The sequence below is a fragment of the Lichenifustis flavocetrariae genome (assembly GCF_026130545.1).
Classification (GTDB): domain Bacteria; phylum Pseudomonadota; class Alphaproteobacteria; order Rhizobiales; family Beijerinckiaceae; genus Lichenihabitans; species Lichenihabitans flavocetrariae.
In genome coordinates this window covers 1-15,302 of the sequence record NZ_JAMOIM010000069.1, presented here as the reverse complement: position 1 = coordinate 15,302, position 15,302 = coordinate 1, and the positions used below count along the sequence as shown (strand labels likewise).

Genomic DNA, 15,302 nt, shown 5'->3' with positions numbered 1-15,302 from the left:
GGTGTGGCCTCGCGGAAACGGCGCTGACTGGCCTAGACACCCAATTCATACGCTATCTCAGCCGCTTGCGCCACATCTGCCTACCCACGCTGCATAATCCGGGCTAGGACGGTGCGGTCATATGTTCGGCCTTTGAGCGCGGTGTCGGACCGCTGGCCTTGATGAAGTCCGCGACGTGAGTGGCCATATCAATCAGACCCGCCGCTATGAGCGCATCGTCGCGCGGCTTGTCTCGCGTAGGGATGTCGTCCCGATGGTTCATCATCTATCTTGTACCTTCCCTACCGCCGGTCAGCTCGTCCTGGTCGACCGTCGGCTCAAGCGTGAACCGCTCCGTTTGTCGTCCCAGATGTTCGATAGGTCCCACCTTGGGTCAGAAGCGCCCAGATTACCCGCGCCATCTTGTTGGCGAGTTCCTTTTTGAACATCCAAGCCAATCAATCGGTATGGTCCGTATGGCCCGTCTCCCATGCGTGAGGCTCTGCGCCGGCACGCCGGCTTAACCCTCGTACCGTCGCATATCGGATGACGGGCCACCCTCACAGCGTTCATAGGGTCTAGCACCAGGGTCAAGAATCCCCCGCACCATCCAAGCCAACCGCGAGTTCAGCGGACGCCGCAGACTGGTCTGAAAGAAAGACACCGAAGGCAACAAGCTTCCCCCTTACGACGGCCCCCTCTTCAATGAACTCGATCCCCGCGGCCTCCATCGACCGTCTAAGCTCCGAGAGAAGATGGGGACGTAACTTGGCGCCGAGCTCGAACTTCTTGATCGAGGTGCTGCCGATCCCGGACATCCGGGCGAGTTCGAGCTGTGACCAGTCGAGCGCGGCCCGAGCCATCCGACACTGCCTCGCCGTGATCGCGTTTACCATGATGGTAACATCAGGCGGTCGGCGCAGTTCGCGGTCTTGAATGTGTACTTAAAGTACATATTATACCGTTCTCAAGAAGGAGATGACCGAATGAGCGTGCTCCCCAACCCGCATTTTCCCTGTGACAATACCCCGGAAGTGACTGACCGGGAACCCCGCCGGCTTGTTCGTACGGGGTACACCTATGCCTACCTTTACGCGGCGACCTGCCCCGCCTTGCAGTCTTGGTCGCAGGAGCTCGGCTTCGAGGTCGCTCACATCGGTATCGCCAGCGAGCCGCTCACACGTATCGCCGGTCTGCGGGGCGCCGGGCATGCGGCGCTGTCGTACTTTCTCGGCCCATACGAAGAGGACGTCATGTTTGGCGACTGGCAACTTTCACCCCTCGATTTTGCGGCGGTAGATGCTCGCCTCCCAAGTGGCTGCAGCCCGTGGGGTGGCACGCTGCAGGTCCAGCTCCCAGCCGGGTCCTGCCCGGACGAGCTCGATCGGCGCCTAGCCTTGATGCTTAGGCCGATGGAGGCCCATCATTGCGCCCAGCTTCCGGAGGCGGTCGAGCGCCGGGCGGAGCAGCAGAAGTTCCTACCTGTGATGCCGCGGTACAGCATCGAGGGCTCCCGCAAGACCCTGGTGCAAGACATTTACCGGCTCTCCAAGGGCGTCGACCTCGTCTTCGTTGCGGATGCGCTCGGGGCTGCTCTCGCCATGCTAGGGGACGGCCGAGACGCCTTCGACCACGTAGTCGAGACATGGGGGAGCGCCCCCTCCACGTGCCAGGCCGGATACGCAGCCGACGCACGCTCGCGGGAGGATGTCGATGCTGGCTGAGACTGAGGAGCTTGCGTTAAAGCTCGAGAATACCGGCGAATACCGCGTGCTCCGCCGCATCGCCACGCCCTCGGGCCCTTCGGTACCCCATCCCCCCGATCCCGGGCAGGGTGTCGGCATCGTCCTCGATTGCGAGACCACGGGCCTCGATCCCGCGAAGGCCGAGATCATTGAGCTCGCTATGCTGCGCTTTGAGTACGACGTTCACGGCGTCCGGCGTTTGCTCGGAGCGTTCACGGGGCTCCAGGAGCCGTCCGGCGCAATCCCGCGGGAGATCACCGCGATCACCGGCCTCGCCGACGTGGATGTCGCTGGGCAAGCCATCGACGACGGGCTGGTGGAGGCCTTCGCGGCCGGCGCCGACCTCGTGATCGCACACAACGCAGGGTTCGACCGCCGCTTTACCGAACGGCGGTGGCCTGGGTTCGCATGCCTGCCTTGGAGCTGCTCCCTCAGCCAGATCCCGTGGCGCGAGGAAGGATTTGAAGCCGCACGGCTCAAGCTCCTCCTCGCTGAGGCTGGTTTCTTCCATCGCGGGCACCGCGCGTTGGACGACGCCGCAGCGACGCTCCACCTCATCGGCCTACCTCTACCCCGCTCGGGCCGCAGCGGCTTCGATCACATGATGGAACGCACCCGCGCTCCCAGCGCCCGCGTCTGGGCGCTCGGAGCGCCCTTCGAGGCCAAGGACCTCTTGAAGCGACGCGGCTTCAAGTGGTGCGACGGGTCGGGCGGACTGCCGCGGGCCTGGAACGTCGACCTTCCCTCCTCCGCCGCCGAGGCCGAGCTCGCATACTTGGCGGAGCACGTCTACCGAAACCGCTCCCCTGCCCTCGCTGTTCCTGTCACAGCTCTCGACCGATTCACCGACCGTGCGGGGGTTCCGTGAGATTGCAACAACCCGACCATACGGCCGCTCCCGCTCGTTCCGCAAAAGAAAGCCCCGCTATGTCAACCGCCCTACCCGAGCCCAGCATTCCACCCGTCTTCGCCCTTGCGCCGTTCTCCTGCGACGAGCTGTCCTCGTTTCGCAGGCTCGGCCGGCAACACGGCCACTTCCAAGCGCTCGTGCATACCGTAATGCGCCTGCAGCTGCTACGGACATTCCGCGCTGCAAGCCTAGATCCCGAGGTCGCCGCCGGAGCGGCGATGGCCGAGGATGCCGCGCTGGCGGCCCTAGGGCGCTGCCCCTGCCCTGATCACGACGCGCTCCTCCTGAAGCGTGACCTATTCGGGTCGCGGCAGGAGCGCAAAGACAATCTCGCGGCCATGTTGGCCGCTTCGGTCGCAGCGGACGAAGCCCGGCTAACGGTCAATGACATCGGGGAGCGCCCGCCCTCGTCTGCCCCGGCTCGTCGCGCCGACATTTGTAAGCACGCCGCCAGAATCCGGCCTCGCCTCGGGCCGGAGTGATGGGCGCCCACGGCGCGAAGCGCTCAGTCGTGGCTCCGGCGGGCGAAGTGCACTGCACAAAAGGGCTCCGCGTTATCTGCATTGAACGCCTACCCTGGGGACGTTCGTGCTTCATCCCAACGCGGCAACGGCCCGAACCGCCTACGTCCCTATCCTGCCGGAGCGGGAGGCCAATCTAATGCCTATCGCACCGACGCCCGACGCTCTCGAGAAGTTCGCACGCCTTCTAGAAGAAAGCGGCGACTATCGGGTCCTCAGGCGTCACTCTTTGAACCCGACTCCGCTTTGTTCGGCGCGGAATACTAGGCTTGGACTCGTTGTCGACGTCGAAACGACCGGACCCGATCCCACCAGTGACGAGGTCATCGAATTCGCCGCTGTCCCGTTCCAATACTACAACTCCGGTCGTATAGTTGCCGTGCACGAACCGATCAGCCAGCTGCGCGAACCATCTCTGCCGATCCCTGCAAGCGTCACGGAGTTGACCGGGACCGAGGACGCCGCAGTGCAGGGTCGCGTCGTCGATTCCGCCGCTATCCTCCCATTGCTGGACCGGGCCTCGCTTGTCGTTGCGCATCACGCCGCCTTCGATCGCCCCTTTCTCGAGCGTCTTATTCCATCCTTTGCCTGTGTTCGGTGGGCGTGTTCGATGTCCGAAATAGATTGGAAACGAGAGGGCGCCGCCACACTGAAGCTTCAGGGTCTGATGTCCGAAGCGGGGTTTTTCTACGACGCTCATCGCGCGGAAGCCGATTGTCTCGCGACGGTCGAGCTTCTCAGCAGGCGCCTCCCCCGCTCAGGAAAACTTCCCATGAGCCTAATCCTGAAGAGCGTGACTCGCGAGACCTGCCGAATCTGGGCGGCCGATGCCCGATACGACAAGAAGGATTTGTTGAAGCAGCGGGGCTACCGATGGAACAACGGCGAAGATGGCCGGGCTCGCGCCTGGTGCATCGATATCGATGCCGCTGCGCTGGATGCCAAAAAGAACTTTTTGTTCGAACAAATCTTCCATGCGGAAGTCGACCTCCCCGTCGTTTGGCTCTCCGCCTACGACCGGTTCTCGTCCCGCATTTAATTTTCTCACCCTTGCTGATGCGGAGACTGTCTTGGCGTTCACAGCTGAACTTTGTCAAACGTTTGCCCCGATTATTCAGGACGCGACTACCTTCGAAGAAGTCCCTGTCGGATGGCATCGGCTGGTCGAGGATCTTATGGCTCGCCTCGTCACAACCCTGGCCGGCGAGCCTGGAATTCGCCTCATCGTTCGCCAGATCAAGGAAAAGTTTGGCGGGCTTAGATTTTATTACAGGCTGGCTCCAGAAATCGATCGAGAAAACCCGACAGCGAAGGCCATCCGTGCGCTGGTCGATGAAGCTGAAAGTAAATCCCTACACACCTGCGACACGTGCGGTTCTGCAGGACTGCTGCGAGAGGGCTCTGGCTGGTATGCGACGCGGTGCGATGAGCACGCTGATCGAGACATGCAGCCGGCTTGAGCTTCCTTTCATCGGTATTCTCTACCCCACAGATCAGGCCGAAAATGTTCGAAGCCAGAGCCCCTGACAAATTCGTGGAAAGCCTGTGCGAGGAGCATGCGGCATGGCTGAATGCGCATCGTCTCGCAGATTCGATTCCTTTTGGGTGGCAGCAGCTCTGCCGTGACACCTTCGCCTACATCGCCGATCTGATGGCGTTTATTCCGGACCGCAAGCTGACACTTGCGCGTCTTGCCTCGTCCGGCGGCTCCCTTGCCGTTCAATTCGATCCCGTTGACGTCGGAAATGATTTTCAAGTGACCGACATCCTTGCTCGCATCGGCATGATCCAGACCATGATTGCGCGTCGCTCGTCGCAGATCTGCGAAACGTGCGGGTTGCCCGGCCAAATCCGACATAATGAATCTCGCCCTATTGACGTCAGTCACGTCAGTTGCGCCACGCATGCTATTCTCCGCAGCGTACTCGCTGCTCAAGGCAGCATTGAAACCGAGGACCGCTCAGCAACACCACTGGGCGGCCTCGACGGCTTTATTCCTCAGCACAGGAGGTTGCACGTTCCGGCCGATCCACCGTTGGGATCGTTCGCCAAGGCTCAACGACGCCTATCTCCGGAGTCCGATCCCTTTCGCATCAAGCTCTACAGCGTGAAAGATGTTGCCGGAGGCTTGGACCAGGAAGACGAAAGTTTATTGGAACTTGAAGAAGAACGAAGCCGCCCAGCGGAAACTGAACACCAGGCGCGTCTCTCCCGAATTCTCCGCCGCGGTGAGGCTGGACAGTGGCGTCGCCTGGCCAGGGCAACAGCGAACGTATTGGACGAGCTCGATCACCTCGGCAAGCGGGCCCCTCATTTTGCCGAGTTGACCGATCTTGTTCACCGACACCTTCGAGCGGCAATCAACATTGGTCTGCCGATCTCGATGCCGCCAATCATGCTCGTCGGCCCGCCGGGGATGGGGAAGACCTGGTACCTTTCGCGGCTGGCCGCGCTCCTCACAGTCCCCTTTCGCGTTTACCCCATGAACGGGGCGTCTCTCGGGGAAGGTTTATTCGGCGCCCATCCGAGTTGGCGCAACGCGCAACCCGGTTTGGTCGCAAGAACCCTTCTCAAGGAAGACGTTGCGAATCCTGTGATTTTCGTTGACGAGTTCGACAAGGCATACGTCAACGCGAACAATTCGGACCCCTATCGTCCGTTTTACACGTTAATCGAACCCGCTGGCTCGAAGACATTCGTCGACGAATTTCTCGGGTTTCCCCTCGACGCGTCCGCCGTGATGTGGGTGATGTCCGGCAATTCGATCGAGAGCATCCCCGAGCCGATCATCGATCGCCTCACCATCCTTCACGTTCCCGAACTCTCATTTGATCAACGCGTTCAGGTCGCAGCGAGTATCTACGCGGAAGCCAATGTGCGGCGCCGGAACTTCTTCGAACCGAACCTCGAATCAGAAGTGCTGAAAAGGCTTGTGGTGTCGAGCCCCCGCGAGATGCGGATCGCTATCGACGACGCCATGACTCGCGCTGCCGCAGACGGGCGCAAGGCCTTATCGGACGAGGACATTCATCCAAGAACGAAGCGGTCCAAACCCGCATTTGGATTTTTTGCCCCACAGGGAGACCGAAGGGTGCAATACACCAATCCTAGATGAGATGTTAGCGCCGCCATGTTTGACCACCTTGTCGCCAAGTTCATTCGGCTTGTCGAGGATCGCAGGATTGATGGCGGTCATATGGGACGGATCGATCACCACCAAGCTGCGGGCGTTCCTCGACGAATTCGGATCTTGATCAAGGCTCGCGGGCAGCGCTCCGACCAAGTGAACTCAGCCACGCTGCGCTACTCACGGGGGTCAGATCTCACAGCGCCCTTGGCGCGCCTTTGATAGTTCCCTCCACACGGGAGGGGTCACAGGTTCAATCCCTGTCGCGCCCACCATACTTTCAAATCGTGGGCAGCACGTGGGCAGCACCGTATGAAGGTGATCGTTCCGCCGGTTGGACCGCGAATCAGATCCCCGGCCATTGTAGCTCCGGGCGGGAGCTTACCGCCTCTACGCCCTTCCATATGCTGGACCGGCGATGGATCAATGCAACGAATCACCTACCGAGCCGATCAAGCCTGGTTACCGGCCGGCGTCGACGCAATCTCTTCGAGGCCGACGACGCGTTGGCGGCGCGGACCTTGGCTGTCTCAAGACAGGCGGCCGGCGGGGTGTTCGTACCGCGGTATCCCGGGGAACGATCGAGCCGAGCCCGAAGCCGCCATGAATGTGATGCGAAAGGCCGTGGCGGAGAACGAGCTGGCCAACCTCAAAGGTCGCCAGGCCAGACCGAAGCGGAAGTGATCAGCGGCCGCATCGTACAGCCTGTCCTAAGAGCCCTCGACGCGTGGATCGCCCGTCAGCCTGACCCGCGACCTCCAGGCCAGAGGCGGCGAGACAGTTGTTGCACAAAGGATCAGAGGCCAATGACCGCCATTGAGGAAGACTCGGGCATTCCCGTGCCGGATGACGGGGAGGAGCTTCCGCCGTACCTCCTTACCAGGGTAGATCTCGAAAGTCGGTGGGTGTCGGATGTTGGCAGATATCTTACCGAAGAGGACGCTTTGAAAACCCGCCGGGCAGACTGGCATTATCGGCTGTTTCGCGGAAACAAGGTGGTTTGGCCGAGGAATCTGCGCCAGCATTAACCGCCTGACTCATCTAGAACACGGCCGAGCCGGACCGAGCACTCCATGGTGCTGCGACGATGGAAGTTGCCCGTAGCGACCGCAAGAGTCTGGCGGAGCGACGCACGGGTGCGGGCAGGATGGCTCCCGCTGGACATGCCGCCGTCGCGTTCGTAGCTCACACAGCGACGCGGCCGGCGTGCGATTGCGAAAGCAGTTCGGCGAGGAGCGTTCGCCACGCGATTATCCGGTATTATGGCGCAAACGCCACAAGCTAGACCGGTTGCAGGTCGGCTCCGCCGCGCGCTGTCACAATTGGATTAGTGCATTCATCATCGGTGCCGTTATGGCGGGGGTGCATGCGAATGTTGGCGTGTGCGGCGTTCGCTTCGGTGGCCTTCCCGAGCATCGTCACGATAGCAGCGAATTCGCTTCTTCTTCGGGGAGTGTCTTCAAATCCGTCATCATATTCGACCCATCCCCAGATCATCAGGTACTTTCGTCCTTCGGCAATAGCGATCATGTCGCTCACCGGGACGCGGATCATTGCGCCTCTGATCGATGTTTGAGGTGCGACAAAGATTTTCCCGGACCGCGGAATTTGCGGATCAACCGGGAGATCTGGGAAGCTAAATTCCGGCTCAATCATCTCTGGAAAGAGGCAATAGCTCGTACAGCCTACCATGGCTCTAGGGGGGCGGTTTCCAGAGTTCCTCCACTGAACGTCGAACAACCACCATTTGAGAATGTTGTCTTCAAATCCATGAATGGTGCCGAATTGCTGGAAAGCGAAATAGGCTCGCTCACGGACGATTATGGCATCCCTATCTTGAGCGAGCTGGGCAGCAGCCGTTTGCGAAGCCTGCAGGCTTGCGTGAGCTGCTTCGGAGGCTATTCGCAGGGACTCTCGTGTGTTGATCGACTGATCGATTGCAATCTTTTCGGACAGAACGCGCTGATCCTCGCCAGCCTTCCAGAGCTTTTCGGTGGAGCGCCACAAGAAGAAAGTGGCCCCGAACAGAGCCATGGTGAAAAGTCCAACGAAGAACCCCTCATGATGGTCCAAGTAACCGACCGTCATCCGAGGGAACCCAGCGATTCCACAAACCCCTGGATGGGCTTTGGCATAGCTGGTTATCTCTTCTTCCCGTTCATCGTCCTCGCTATGAGGATGGGCTACTTTCTGCTCTGGGCTTGGGTTCTTGCCTGGCCCTGCTTGGCTCTGCTGACGTTCCTCGGCGCAATGATCAGCTTGGTATAAGTTAACCCCCACAAACAGGAGGGTTACAAACAACCCAAGGAAAAATCCCAGAATAATTTCGGCGTTGGCAAAACGGCGCATGGGCAGGTGGGAGCCTCAGAAGTCCTCCAACCGTACCCCTTCCATCTCCATGGCCGCTAGTGCCGCAAGCACAAACGCCCGGTATTAGGTAGCAAACACACCTAGCTCAATTTCAGCCATCGGCCGGATGAGCTCCGCCGGGTCGGTCTCCTGAAGGAGGTCGGCGGCAATCCGTGGCGCCAGCCAGAAGCTTTGCCTCTCGCACCGCTCTGCCCAATCATCCAGGCCACGTTGAACCCAAAGCGGATAGACCGTCACCTCGACGAGTTCGAACCGACGACGTCGTGCGCCTCGATGTGGCGGCCAGCGCGAACTTGTCCGGATGCGCTGGGAATTGGTGCCGGGCTGGTGGTCCAAGCCGCTCAAGGACGCACCCGCGACGTTCAACGCCCGGGCCGAGACCGTGGCGGAGAAGCCAATGTTCAGAAACGCTCTAAGACGCGCCGCCGCGTACCCTCAGATATACGGATGGCGGCGCGTCGGCACGCATGCTTCGGGAGGTGGCCGGACCGCCCGGGAGAATGGATCCGGCTTGGTGTTGAGGCTGCCGCCGGGATCAGTAGCCAAAGCCGAACGGACGTCGATACCCGTAGCCTCCGTATCCATAGTGGCGCCGATATCCATAGCCGTAGGGTCGCCGAAATCCGTATCCTCTGCCATAGCCGTAGGGGCGGCGAAAACCGTACCGGCGCCCATATCCATACCGATGCCGGTAGCCATATCCATATTGAACGTCGAGAATGTTGACGTCGGCTTGGCTGCTTGAGATCGCCGGTGACACCGCCGAAATCGGCAAGGCCGACGCCGGGGATGCGGCAATGGTCACCAAACCGCATATCGCGATCAGTCCGGCCCGCAGATTGTTCATGATGTTCTCCAGCTTGACAGCCTGTTCATGCAACGGCTCTGCCTTTCGCGGGTTCCGGTCAATCCGGCGCGCTATTTGGCGAAACGAAGACCGCGCCGCATTGCTCATAGACCGATTGCGCTCGCCGCCGCGGACATTCCGACGTCAAGATGTCGAGGAGATCCGTCAGCCTCGTGTCTCCGCCCGAGACGGCCGAGCGAAGGTGCTCGACCAGGAGAACGTCGCGGCGCCCGCATCTGGCACAGGCGACAACGATCTCTGGATGCGGCCAGGTCGAGAGCCGAGGCACCTCGCTCTGGGCTCGCGGCTGGGAAGCGGCAAATCGTTTCGGCACGTCTTCACGAGCGGGTGGCCGGCGGCGATGCACCGGCTCGCTCGGATGATCGGTCGGCGGCAGGTTGTGGTCGAGATCGACAAAGCGGGCGCCGCAGCGCGGCTCCTACTTCCTCGGGTTCGTGCGCCACCACGGGCAATCGTGTGCGAGGTCGGCAAGCAGGCCCTCGAGGCTCTGCTCCGGTCCGTAACGCGCCGCGAGGCGGGCCAAGCGGTAGCAGCCGCGCCGATCGCATTGCACGCAATCGATCCGCACCACGACCCAGGGATATTGCGCGAGTGTCTTCGGCCGAAGCATCTGCCAGAATGTGAACAGATAGAGAACGACGGCAAGAGGTCTGCTACGATCGCGGCAAATGGTCGGGGGAAAGCGAATCGCGATGACGGCTTTGTTGGCGGGATTCGAGTGTGGCCGCCTTGGCTGGAATGGGCACGACCTGTTGCGCACCACGCGGCATATGCCGGAGGACCGGGTGCCCGCGCATTATGCTATCGCGCGCCAGCACGGGTTGACCCGCGCGCGGGACGGCTTGCCGTGGCGCCATGATTTGAAGCCGCGTCTTCGTTGCGCCCATGTGGCAGGGATGAGCGTGATCTGGGATCTGAGCCATCTCGATCCGCCGGATGATCCTGTGGCGCATGCCCGCAGGGTGGCCGAGGCAGTCATTCGGGCGGCACCCTTGTGGATCTGTCCGGTCAACGAGCCTTCGCTCTACCCGACGTTGTGTGGGATGTCGCAACAGGCGGCCGTTGACCTGGCCATCACCATGGCGCGCGTCGTCAAAGATCATCACCCCGAGGTGCGCATTCTTTCGACCGACCCGATCACGGGCATTGGTGAACGCCAGTTCGCCGCGACGGACGCGCTGGTCGCGGCAGGCCTCGTCGATGTGGTCGGCGTGAATTACTATCCGCACACAGCTCGCACATCGCTGTTCAAGGTCCTGACCAAGGTGGCGCGACGCTACCGGCTTCCCATCATGGTGGCCGAGACGAGTTGGCATGACGGGCACCCGATCCACCATCGGCGCCATCCCGGTTGGAACAAGGGTGATTGGTTGCGCCACATCCTGCAGGACGTGGCGGCCGCCGAGCAGAATGGCGCTGATGTCGTGGGGGTCTGCTGGTACCCGTTCGTCGATTGCCCGCCCTGGCACCGCCCGCGGTCACAGCACCGTTGGTCGCATGGCCTCATCCGTCAGGATCTTGGGGTAGATCCCCACCTTGCAGCGGCGCTGCAGGAGCACCGCTCCGAGCCGCAGCAGCTTCGGCTCGATTACGACATGGCGATCTGAAGGTTGAGGGAAATCCGATGGCGAGCGTGACCTATTACGTCGTGGTGCCCTTCCTGCGGGATGAGAATGGCCTGCTCACGCCAGGCGAAGCCAGGAAGCACTGAACAGCGAGCTTGCGTGGCGGCGGCCACAACCGAGATAGCGTGTGCGAGGGCGATGAGTGCCCGCGACCGGTTTCCCTTCGTAACCTCGGTGCATTACGACGTATCGGCCGACCCTCACCTTCCGCAGAAAACCTCATGACACAAATTTAATGATCAGACATAACAGACGGTTTTGAATTCACTCTCTTAGTAAATAGACAGTTGATTGTCTGCTTTGTCTGCTCTGTATGGCGTTTGAAATTTTCAAACTACATCGAAGGAACAGCTTAAACGAGCGTCTATGTTGCCATTTAATCCGATGCACGCATTATGGTGCTGTTCCTTTACCATTGAGGAATCACATTCGGAGACGATGATGGCGACTTGGGCTGAGAAAAACTACGACCTCAAGAAGGACGTGGAATGGACTTTGGGCCTGATGCGACGGCTGCGCCAGAAGATCAGGTCCAGCAGCTTCGGGCCGGAGTTTTCCGAGCTCCGCACCTGCATCGCTTGCGCCCAGGAGTTTACGCGATCCGCGGTGCTGCGACGACGCTGTGCCGAGGCGCTCGATGAAGCCGAGCGGGCGCTCTTGGCCGGCTTGCTTAAGTTTATCTAGAGAACTCCGGCCAGCGCACCTCTTCTGCAACCGTGAAGAACAGCGGCCGGACCGGCGTCCTGCGGCCTGTGCGCCTGCGACCCCGCGCAGAAGCGGCGGGGCGTCCCGAAGGCGATCAGCTCGGGGGAGAGCGGCCGGTGATCGGCTTGGCGACTTTCTGCAATTCGGCCTAAGATCTCGCCCATGCTGTGCTTCCTGCCACCGGTACCCGGCGCACCTCGGCCGGACGAGCCGGGCCACTCTCCCCCGCCGCGCGGGACGGCGATCGGCTTCGTGCTGGCGATCGTCCTGACCGTCGCAGGAATGGCGCTGCCGTGGCTGCGCTCAGTCGCTCATCCCGTCGCTGACACGCGCGTTCAGCCTCGCGTGTCCGCGGACAGGTAGGCATGATGCGAAGAACGTGCTGACCGACGCGCAAGCGGCCATCCTGACCCGCATGGCGGTCGGCGCCACGCTCGCGCATTCTCTGCAGGGCGAGCGACTATGGTCGCTGCTCGAGGACCCGTTCACGGTGTTCGACGACGTGTCGCCGCGCGTGCTGCTCGCCGGCGGGTTCATAGCGCTGGCGCAGCGGGGCAGCGTGAAGGCCGACCGTGCAGACGCCTACAGGCTCACGATTGCCGGCCACGCCGCTTTGCGCGATTGGCGTCTGCGGATGTTGATGCCGGAGTGAAACTCCCCAAAACCGCCGGTTGAAAACTCCCCAGTTGGACGTCTGCCGCCGGGCTTCCGGCGCGCGCCCCGGGAGCCCGGCGGTTGCGATTTGCCGATGCTTTCCCGATGGGCGGGGGGTGAGTCGGTGGTCAAACTGGGAGAGCTGGTGATGATCCTAGACCTGCATCGACAGGGGCTTTCGGTGAGCGCGATCGCGCGTCAATGCGACCTCGACCGCAAGACGGTGCGGCGTTACATCGAGCGCGGCCTGGAGCCGCCGGCGTATGGACCACGCCAGTCTCGGCCGATGCTGCTGGACCCGTTCTCGGGGTATCTGCGCGAGCGTGTCACAGCCTATCCGGGCTGAGTGTCAACGGGCACCGAATTGTCCGCGAATGTGGGCATGCAAAATTCCCTAGATTGGCGGCGGGGTGGATCGGCGATTAGGCGGTCTGGTGATCGTCTTGTCTTTTCATGGGCGGTCGTCCAGGCCGCTTGGGCGGGGCGGGCGGGCTCGCGAGATGATTGGCTCGCAGGTTCTCAGGAACGAGGGCGGCGTGCTCTCGCATGCGGTAGCTTGAGCCCTCGATCTGGATGACCACGGCGTGGTGGAGGAGCCGGTCCAAGAGAGCGGTGGCGACGACGGGGCTGCCGAAGATCTCGCCCCATTCGGTGAAGCCCCGGTTTGAGGTCAGGATCATCGCGCCCTTTTCGTAGCGGGCATTGACCAACTGGAAGAACAGGTTGCCACCGCCGGGGGTCACCGGCAGGTATCCGATCTCATCGACGACGAGCAGCGATGCGCGGCATAAGAAGCGGATGCGCTCGCGCAGAACGCCCTCTCGTTCGGCCTTAGCGAGTTGGGCGACCAGGTCGGCAAGCGGGATGAAGTAGACAAGCTTGCCGGCGCGCACGGCCTCGACGGCGAGCGCCGTCGCAAGATGGCTCTTGCCGGTTCCTGGCGGCCCTAGAAGATGGACGACTTCGGCGCGCGCAATGAAGTCGAGGCCGGCGAGGGCCATGATACGATTGCGATCGAGCGAGGGCTGGAAGGAGAAGTCGAATCCGGCCAGCGTCTTGATCACAGGCAGCCGCGCCATGCGCAGCGCCGCCTTGATCCGGCGGTTCTCGCGCAAGGAGAGTTCTTCGAGAAGCAGATCGTCGAGCGCTTCGATGCCGTCGATTTGGCCCTGCTCGATCCGGCGCAGGGTGGCGTCGAGCATCTCGAGCGCCCGCGGCATCTTCAGGCCCACGAGGCTGTGGCGGATATTATCGACCCGTGACGCGGCGCCGAGCGTCATGGCCGGCCTCCCGTCGCCAGCTGGTTGCCGATCGCCTCGTAGATCGCCAAAGAGCGCAGCGGGACTTGATCGCCGAGGCGGCCGATGGTGACGCCGGCGGCGACCCCGGTGCGTCTCACTCCGCCGCCGCCACCTGTGCGGTGGCTGCGATCGATGCGATACTGCTTTCGCCCTTCGAGGACCGGATGTTCGGCGACGACGGCGCCGAGGTCCAGGATGCGAACGAGATCGGGCAGTTGCTGGACCTCGACCAGCCTCCGGGTGCGATCGGGGACGCTGTAGTAGTTGCCGCCGACGGCGACGAAGCCGTCATGGCTCACCCGTCGCTCGAGCTTGAGCACGGCATCGAAGCGGTGGGCGGGCAAGGTCTGCAGCTCGGGCCGCTCGGCGGCGAACGCCTCGGCGACGACGCGTTGGGTCGTCCCGTGGACACGGGCATTGGCCACCGTGTCGAGCCAGCCGATCAACTGGGTGTTGAGATCGTCGAGGTTGCGGAAGGTGCGGCCCAGGAAAAAGTCCTGGCGGATGTAGCTGAACGGCCGCTCAACCTTGCCCTTGGTCTTTGCTCGGTAGGGCCGGCAGGCGCAAGGCTGGAAATGGTAGTGACGGGCCAGCGCCAGCAGCGACCGGTTGTAGATAATGTGGCCGTCATCGTCCTCGCCGGTCACCGCCGTTTTCATGCGGTCGTAGAGGATCTCGATCGGCGTCCCGCCGAGAGCATCGAACGCTTGCATATGGCAGCGCAGCAGGGTCTGCAGGTCCCGGTGCAGGACGTACCGCGCGAAGATGAAGCGCGAGTGGCCGAGCACGAGGCTGAAGAGCCAGACGATCCGGCTCGTCCCGGGATCGTCGGCAAAATCGACGACGAATCGGGCGAAGTCGACCTGCGCCTGGACCCCCGCCGGCGTCTCGAAGCGCACCTCGTAGGGCTTGGGGCCATTCTCGGGTCGGATCGCGGCCAGGTAGCGCTTCGAGGTTCGCAGGTGGTCCCAGTGCTCAGCTAGTCTAGAAAGTCGAAGAAGGTCAGGAGAGCGTCGCGGTCCTTGGTCAGGCAATTGACCGCTCTCGGGCATTTGGCCGCGTACTTCTCGTCGAACACGGTGATCCCGGCTTCGGACGCGGCTCGGGTGGGCGCGCCGTGGACCTCTCGCAGGTCATCCTTCATCGCGGCCCGGACGGATTTCGGCACCTTGTTGAGCACGTTCGCGGTCTCGTGAATTCAGCAGTGATGGTGCCGCGTGCCAGGATAGATCTCTTCAACGGCCTTTCAGAAGCCAAGCGCGCCATCCCCGATCGCCAGTTCCGGCGCAACGGTGAGGCCGTGCCGCCTCACCCCGACGAGCAACTCGCGCCAGCTCTGGTCACTCTCCCGTACACCGACCTGGAAGCCGATAAGCTCCTTCCAGGTGTGGATCGGCGCTGGGTCCTGACACTGATAGGCGTAACAGGGGCAAAACTGCGGGCAATCAGGCTGGTGCAGCTCGTTTTCGGACAAGGTCTGGCAGCGGCGTGACGGCG

15 protein-coding genes and 4 pseudogenes are annotated in these 15,302 nt (G+C 62.0%); 12 read left to right on the top strand and 7 right to left on the bottom strand.

Features of this window, described 5'->3' with window-relative positions:
- Nucleotides 1-569: 569 nt before the first annotated feature.
- On the bottom strand, nucleotides 570-875 hold the full coding sequence (locus M8523_RS33855) for a helix-turn-helix domain-containing protein (protein ID WP_282589232.1): 306 nt from the start codon (nucleotides 873-875) through the stop codon (nucleotides 570-572).
- A gap of 90 nt (nucleotides 876-965) precedes the next feature.
- Between M8523_RS33855 and M8523_RS33850 the strand changes: the two genes are divergently transcribed.
- The 6 genes from M8523_RS33850 (at nucleotide 966) to M8523_RS33825 (ending at nucleotide 6,270) form a co-directional block, all read left to right on the top strand.
- A complete protein-coding gene (locus M8523_RS33850) occupies nucleotides 966-1,703 on the top strand; it encodes a hypothetical protein (RefSeq protein ID WP_282589231.1) in 738 nt (245 codons plus the stop codon).
- A complete protein-coding gene (locus tag M8523_RS33845) occupies nucleotides 1,693-2,592 on the top strand; it encodes a 3'-5' exonuclease (protein ID WP_282589230.1) in 900 nt (299 codons plus the stop codon). Before M8523_RS33850 ends, M8523_RS33845 begins: the two co-directional genes overlap by 11 nt.
- 59 nt (nucleotides 2,593-2,651) lie before the next feature.
- Entirely contained in the window at nucleotides 2,652-3,116 is a 465-nt protein-coding gene (locus tag M8523_RS33840; protein WP_282589229.1) for a hypothetical protein, read from the top strand.
- A 106-nt stretch (nucleotides 3,117-3,222) separates the two neighbouring features.
- Complete coding sequence (locus M8523_RS33835; RefSeq protein WP_282589228.1) at nucleotides 3,223-4,194, top strand: 3'-5' exonuclease; 972 nt, start codon at nucleotides 3,223-3,225, stop codon at nucleotides 4,192-4,194.
- A gap of 31 nt (nucleotides 4,195-4,225) precedes the next feature.
- Complete coding sequence (locus tag M8523_RS33830) at nucleotides 4,226-4,615, top strand: hypothetical protein (RefSeq protein ID WP_282589227.1); 390 nt, start codon at nucleotides 4,226-4,228, stop codon at nucleotides 4,613-4,615.
- Entirely contained in the window at nucleotides 4,612-6,270 is a 1,659-nt protein-coding gene (locus M8523_RS33825; protein WP_282589226.1) for an AAA family ATPase, read from the top strand. The genes M8523_RS33830 and M8523_RS33825 overlap by 4 nt, the downstream gene beginning before the upstream one ends.
- A 1,293-nt stretch (nucleotides 6,271-7,563) precedes the next feature.
- Here M8523_RS33825 and M8523_RS33820 read toward each other — a convergent pair.
- On the bottom strand, nucleotides 7,564-8,631 hold the full coding sequence (locus tag M8523_RS33820) for a hypothetical protein (RefSeq protein WP_282589225.1): 1,068 nt from the start codon (nucleotides 8,629-8,631) through the stop codon (nucleotides 7,564-7,566).
- A 313-nt stretch (nucleotides 8,632-8,944) separates the two neighbouring features.
- Between M8523_RS33820 and M8523_RS33815 the strand changes: the two are divergent.
- Nucleotides 8,945-9,064, top strand: a pseudogene (locus M8523_RS33815) (SOS response-associated peptidase family protein); the annotation flags it as partial.
- Between the two features lie 123 nt (nucleotides 9,065-9,187).
- Here the strand turns inward: M8523_RS33815 and M8523_RS33810 are convergent.
- On the bottom strand, nucleotides 9,188-9,499 hold the full coding sequence (locus M8523_RS33810) for a hypothetical protein (RefSeq protein ID WP_282589224.1): 312 nt from the start codon (nucleotides 9,497-9,499) through the stop codon (nucleotides 9,188-9,190).
- A 439-nt stretch (nucleotides 9,500-9,938) separates the two neighbouring features.
- Nucleotides 9,939-10,130, bottom strand: a complete 192-nt coding sequence (locus M8523_RS33805) for a hypothetical protein (protein WP_282589223.1) — start codon at nucleotides 10,128-10,130, stop codon at nucleotides 9,939-9,941.
- Nucleotides 10,131-10,212: 82 nt separating this feature from the next.
- Between M8523_RS33805 and M8523_RS33800 the strand changes: the two genes are divergently transcribed.
- The 5 genes and pseudogenes from M8523_RS33800 to M8523_RS33780 form a co-directional block, all read left to right on the top strand.
- A complete protein-coding gene (locus M8523_RS33800; protein ID WP_282589222.1) occupies nucleotides 10,213-11,127 on the top strand; it encodes a glycoside hydrolase family protein in 915 nt (304 codons plus the stop codon).
- Nucleotides 11,128-11,586: 459 nt separating this feature from the next.
- Nucleotides 11,587-11,829 (top strand): hypothetical protein, encoded by a 243-nt coding sequence (locus M8523_RS33795; protein WP_282589221.1) that lies wholly within the window; start codon nucleotides 11,587-11,589, stop codon nucleotides 11,827-11,829.
- Between the two features lie 183 nt (nucleotides 11,830-12,012).
- Nucleotides 12,013-12,213, top strand: coding sequence for a hypothetical protein (locus tag M8523_RS33790; RefSeq protein ID WP_282589220.1), 201 nt, complete (start codon nucleotides 12,013-12,015; stop codon nucleotides 12,211-12,213).
- 16 nt (nucleotides 12,214-12,229) lie between these two features.
- Complete coding sequence (locus tag M8523_RS33785) at nucleotides 12,230-12,502, top strand: hypothetical protein (RefSeq protein ID WP_282589219.1); 273 nt, start codon at nucleotides 12,230-12,232, stop codon at nucleotides 12,500-12,502.
- 126 nt (nucleotides 12,503-12,628) lie between these two features.
- Nucleotides 12,629-12,844 (top strand): annotated as a pseudogene (locus M8523_RS33780) (helix-turn-helix domain-containing protein); the annotation flags it as partial.
- 82 nt (nucleotides 12,845-12,926) lie between these two features.
- Here M8523_RS33780 and istB read toward each other — a convergent pair.
- The 3 genes and pseudogenes from istB to M8523_RS33765 form a co-directional block, all read right to left on the bottom strand.
- The gene (istB, locus tag M8523_RS33775; protein WP_282589218.1) at nucleotides 12,927-13,784 is read right to left on the bottom strand and encodes an IS21-like element helper ATPase IstB; all 858 of its coding nucleotides are present in this window, start codon (nucleotides 13,782-13,784) and stop codon (nucleotides 12,927-12,929) included.
- Nucleotides 13,781-14,755: pseudogene (gene istA, locus M8523_RS33770) on the bottom strand (IS21 family transposase); the annotation flags it as partial. The pseudogene istA and the gene istB, both read right to left, overlap by 4 nt.
- A pseudogene (locus M8523_RS33765) lies at nucleotides 14,756-15,186 on the bottom strand (transposase); the annotation flags it as partial. It lies immediately after the preceding pseudogene.
- Between the last annotated feature and the right edge of the window lie 116 nt (nucleotides 15,187-15,302).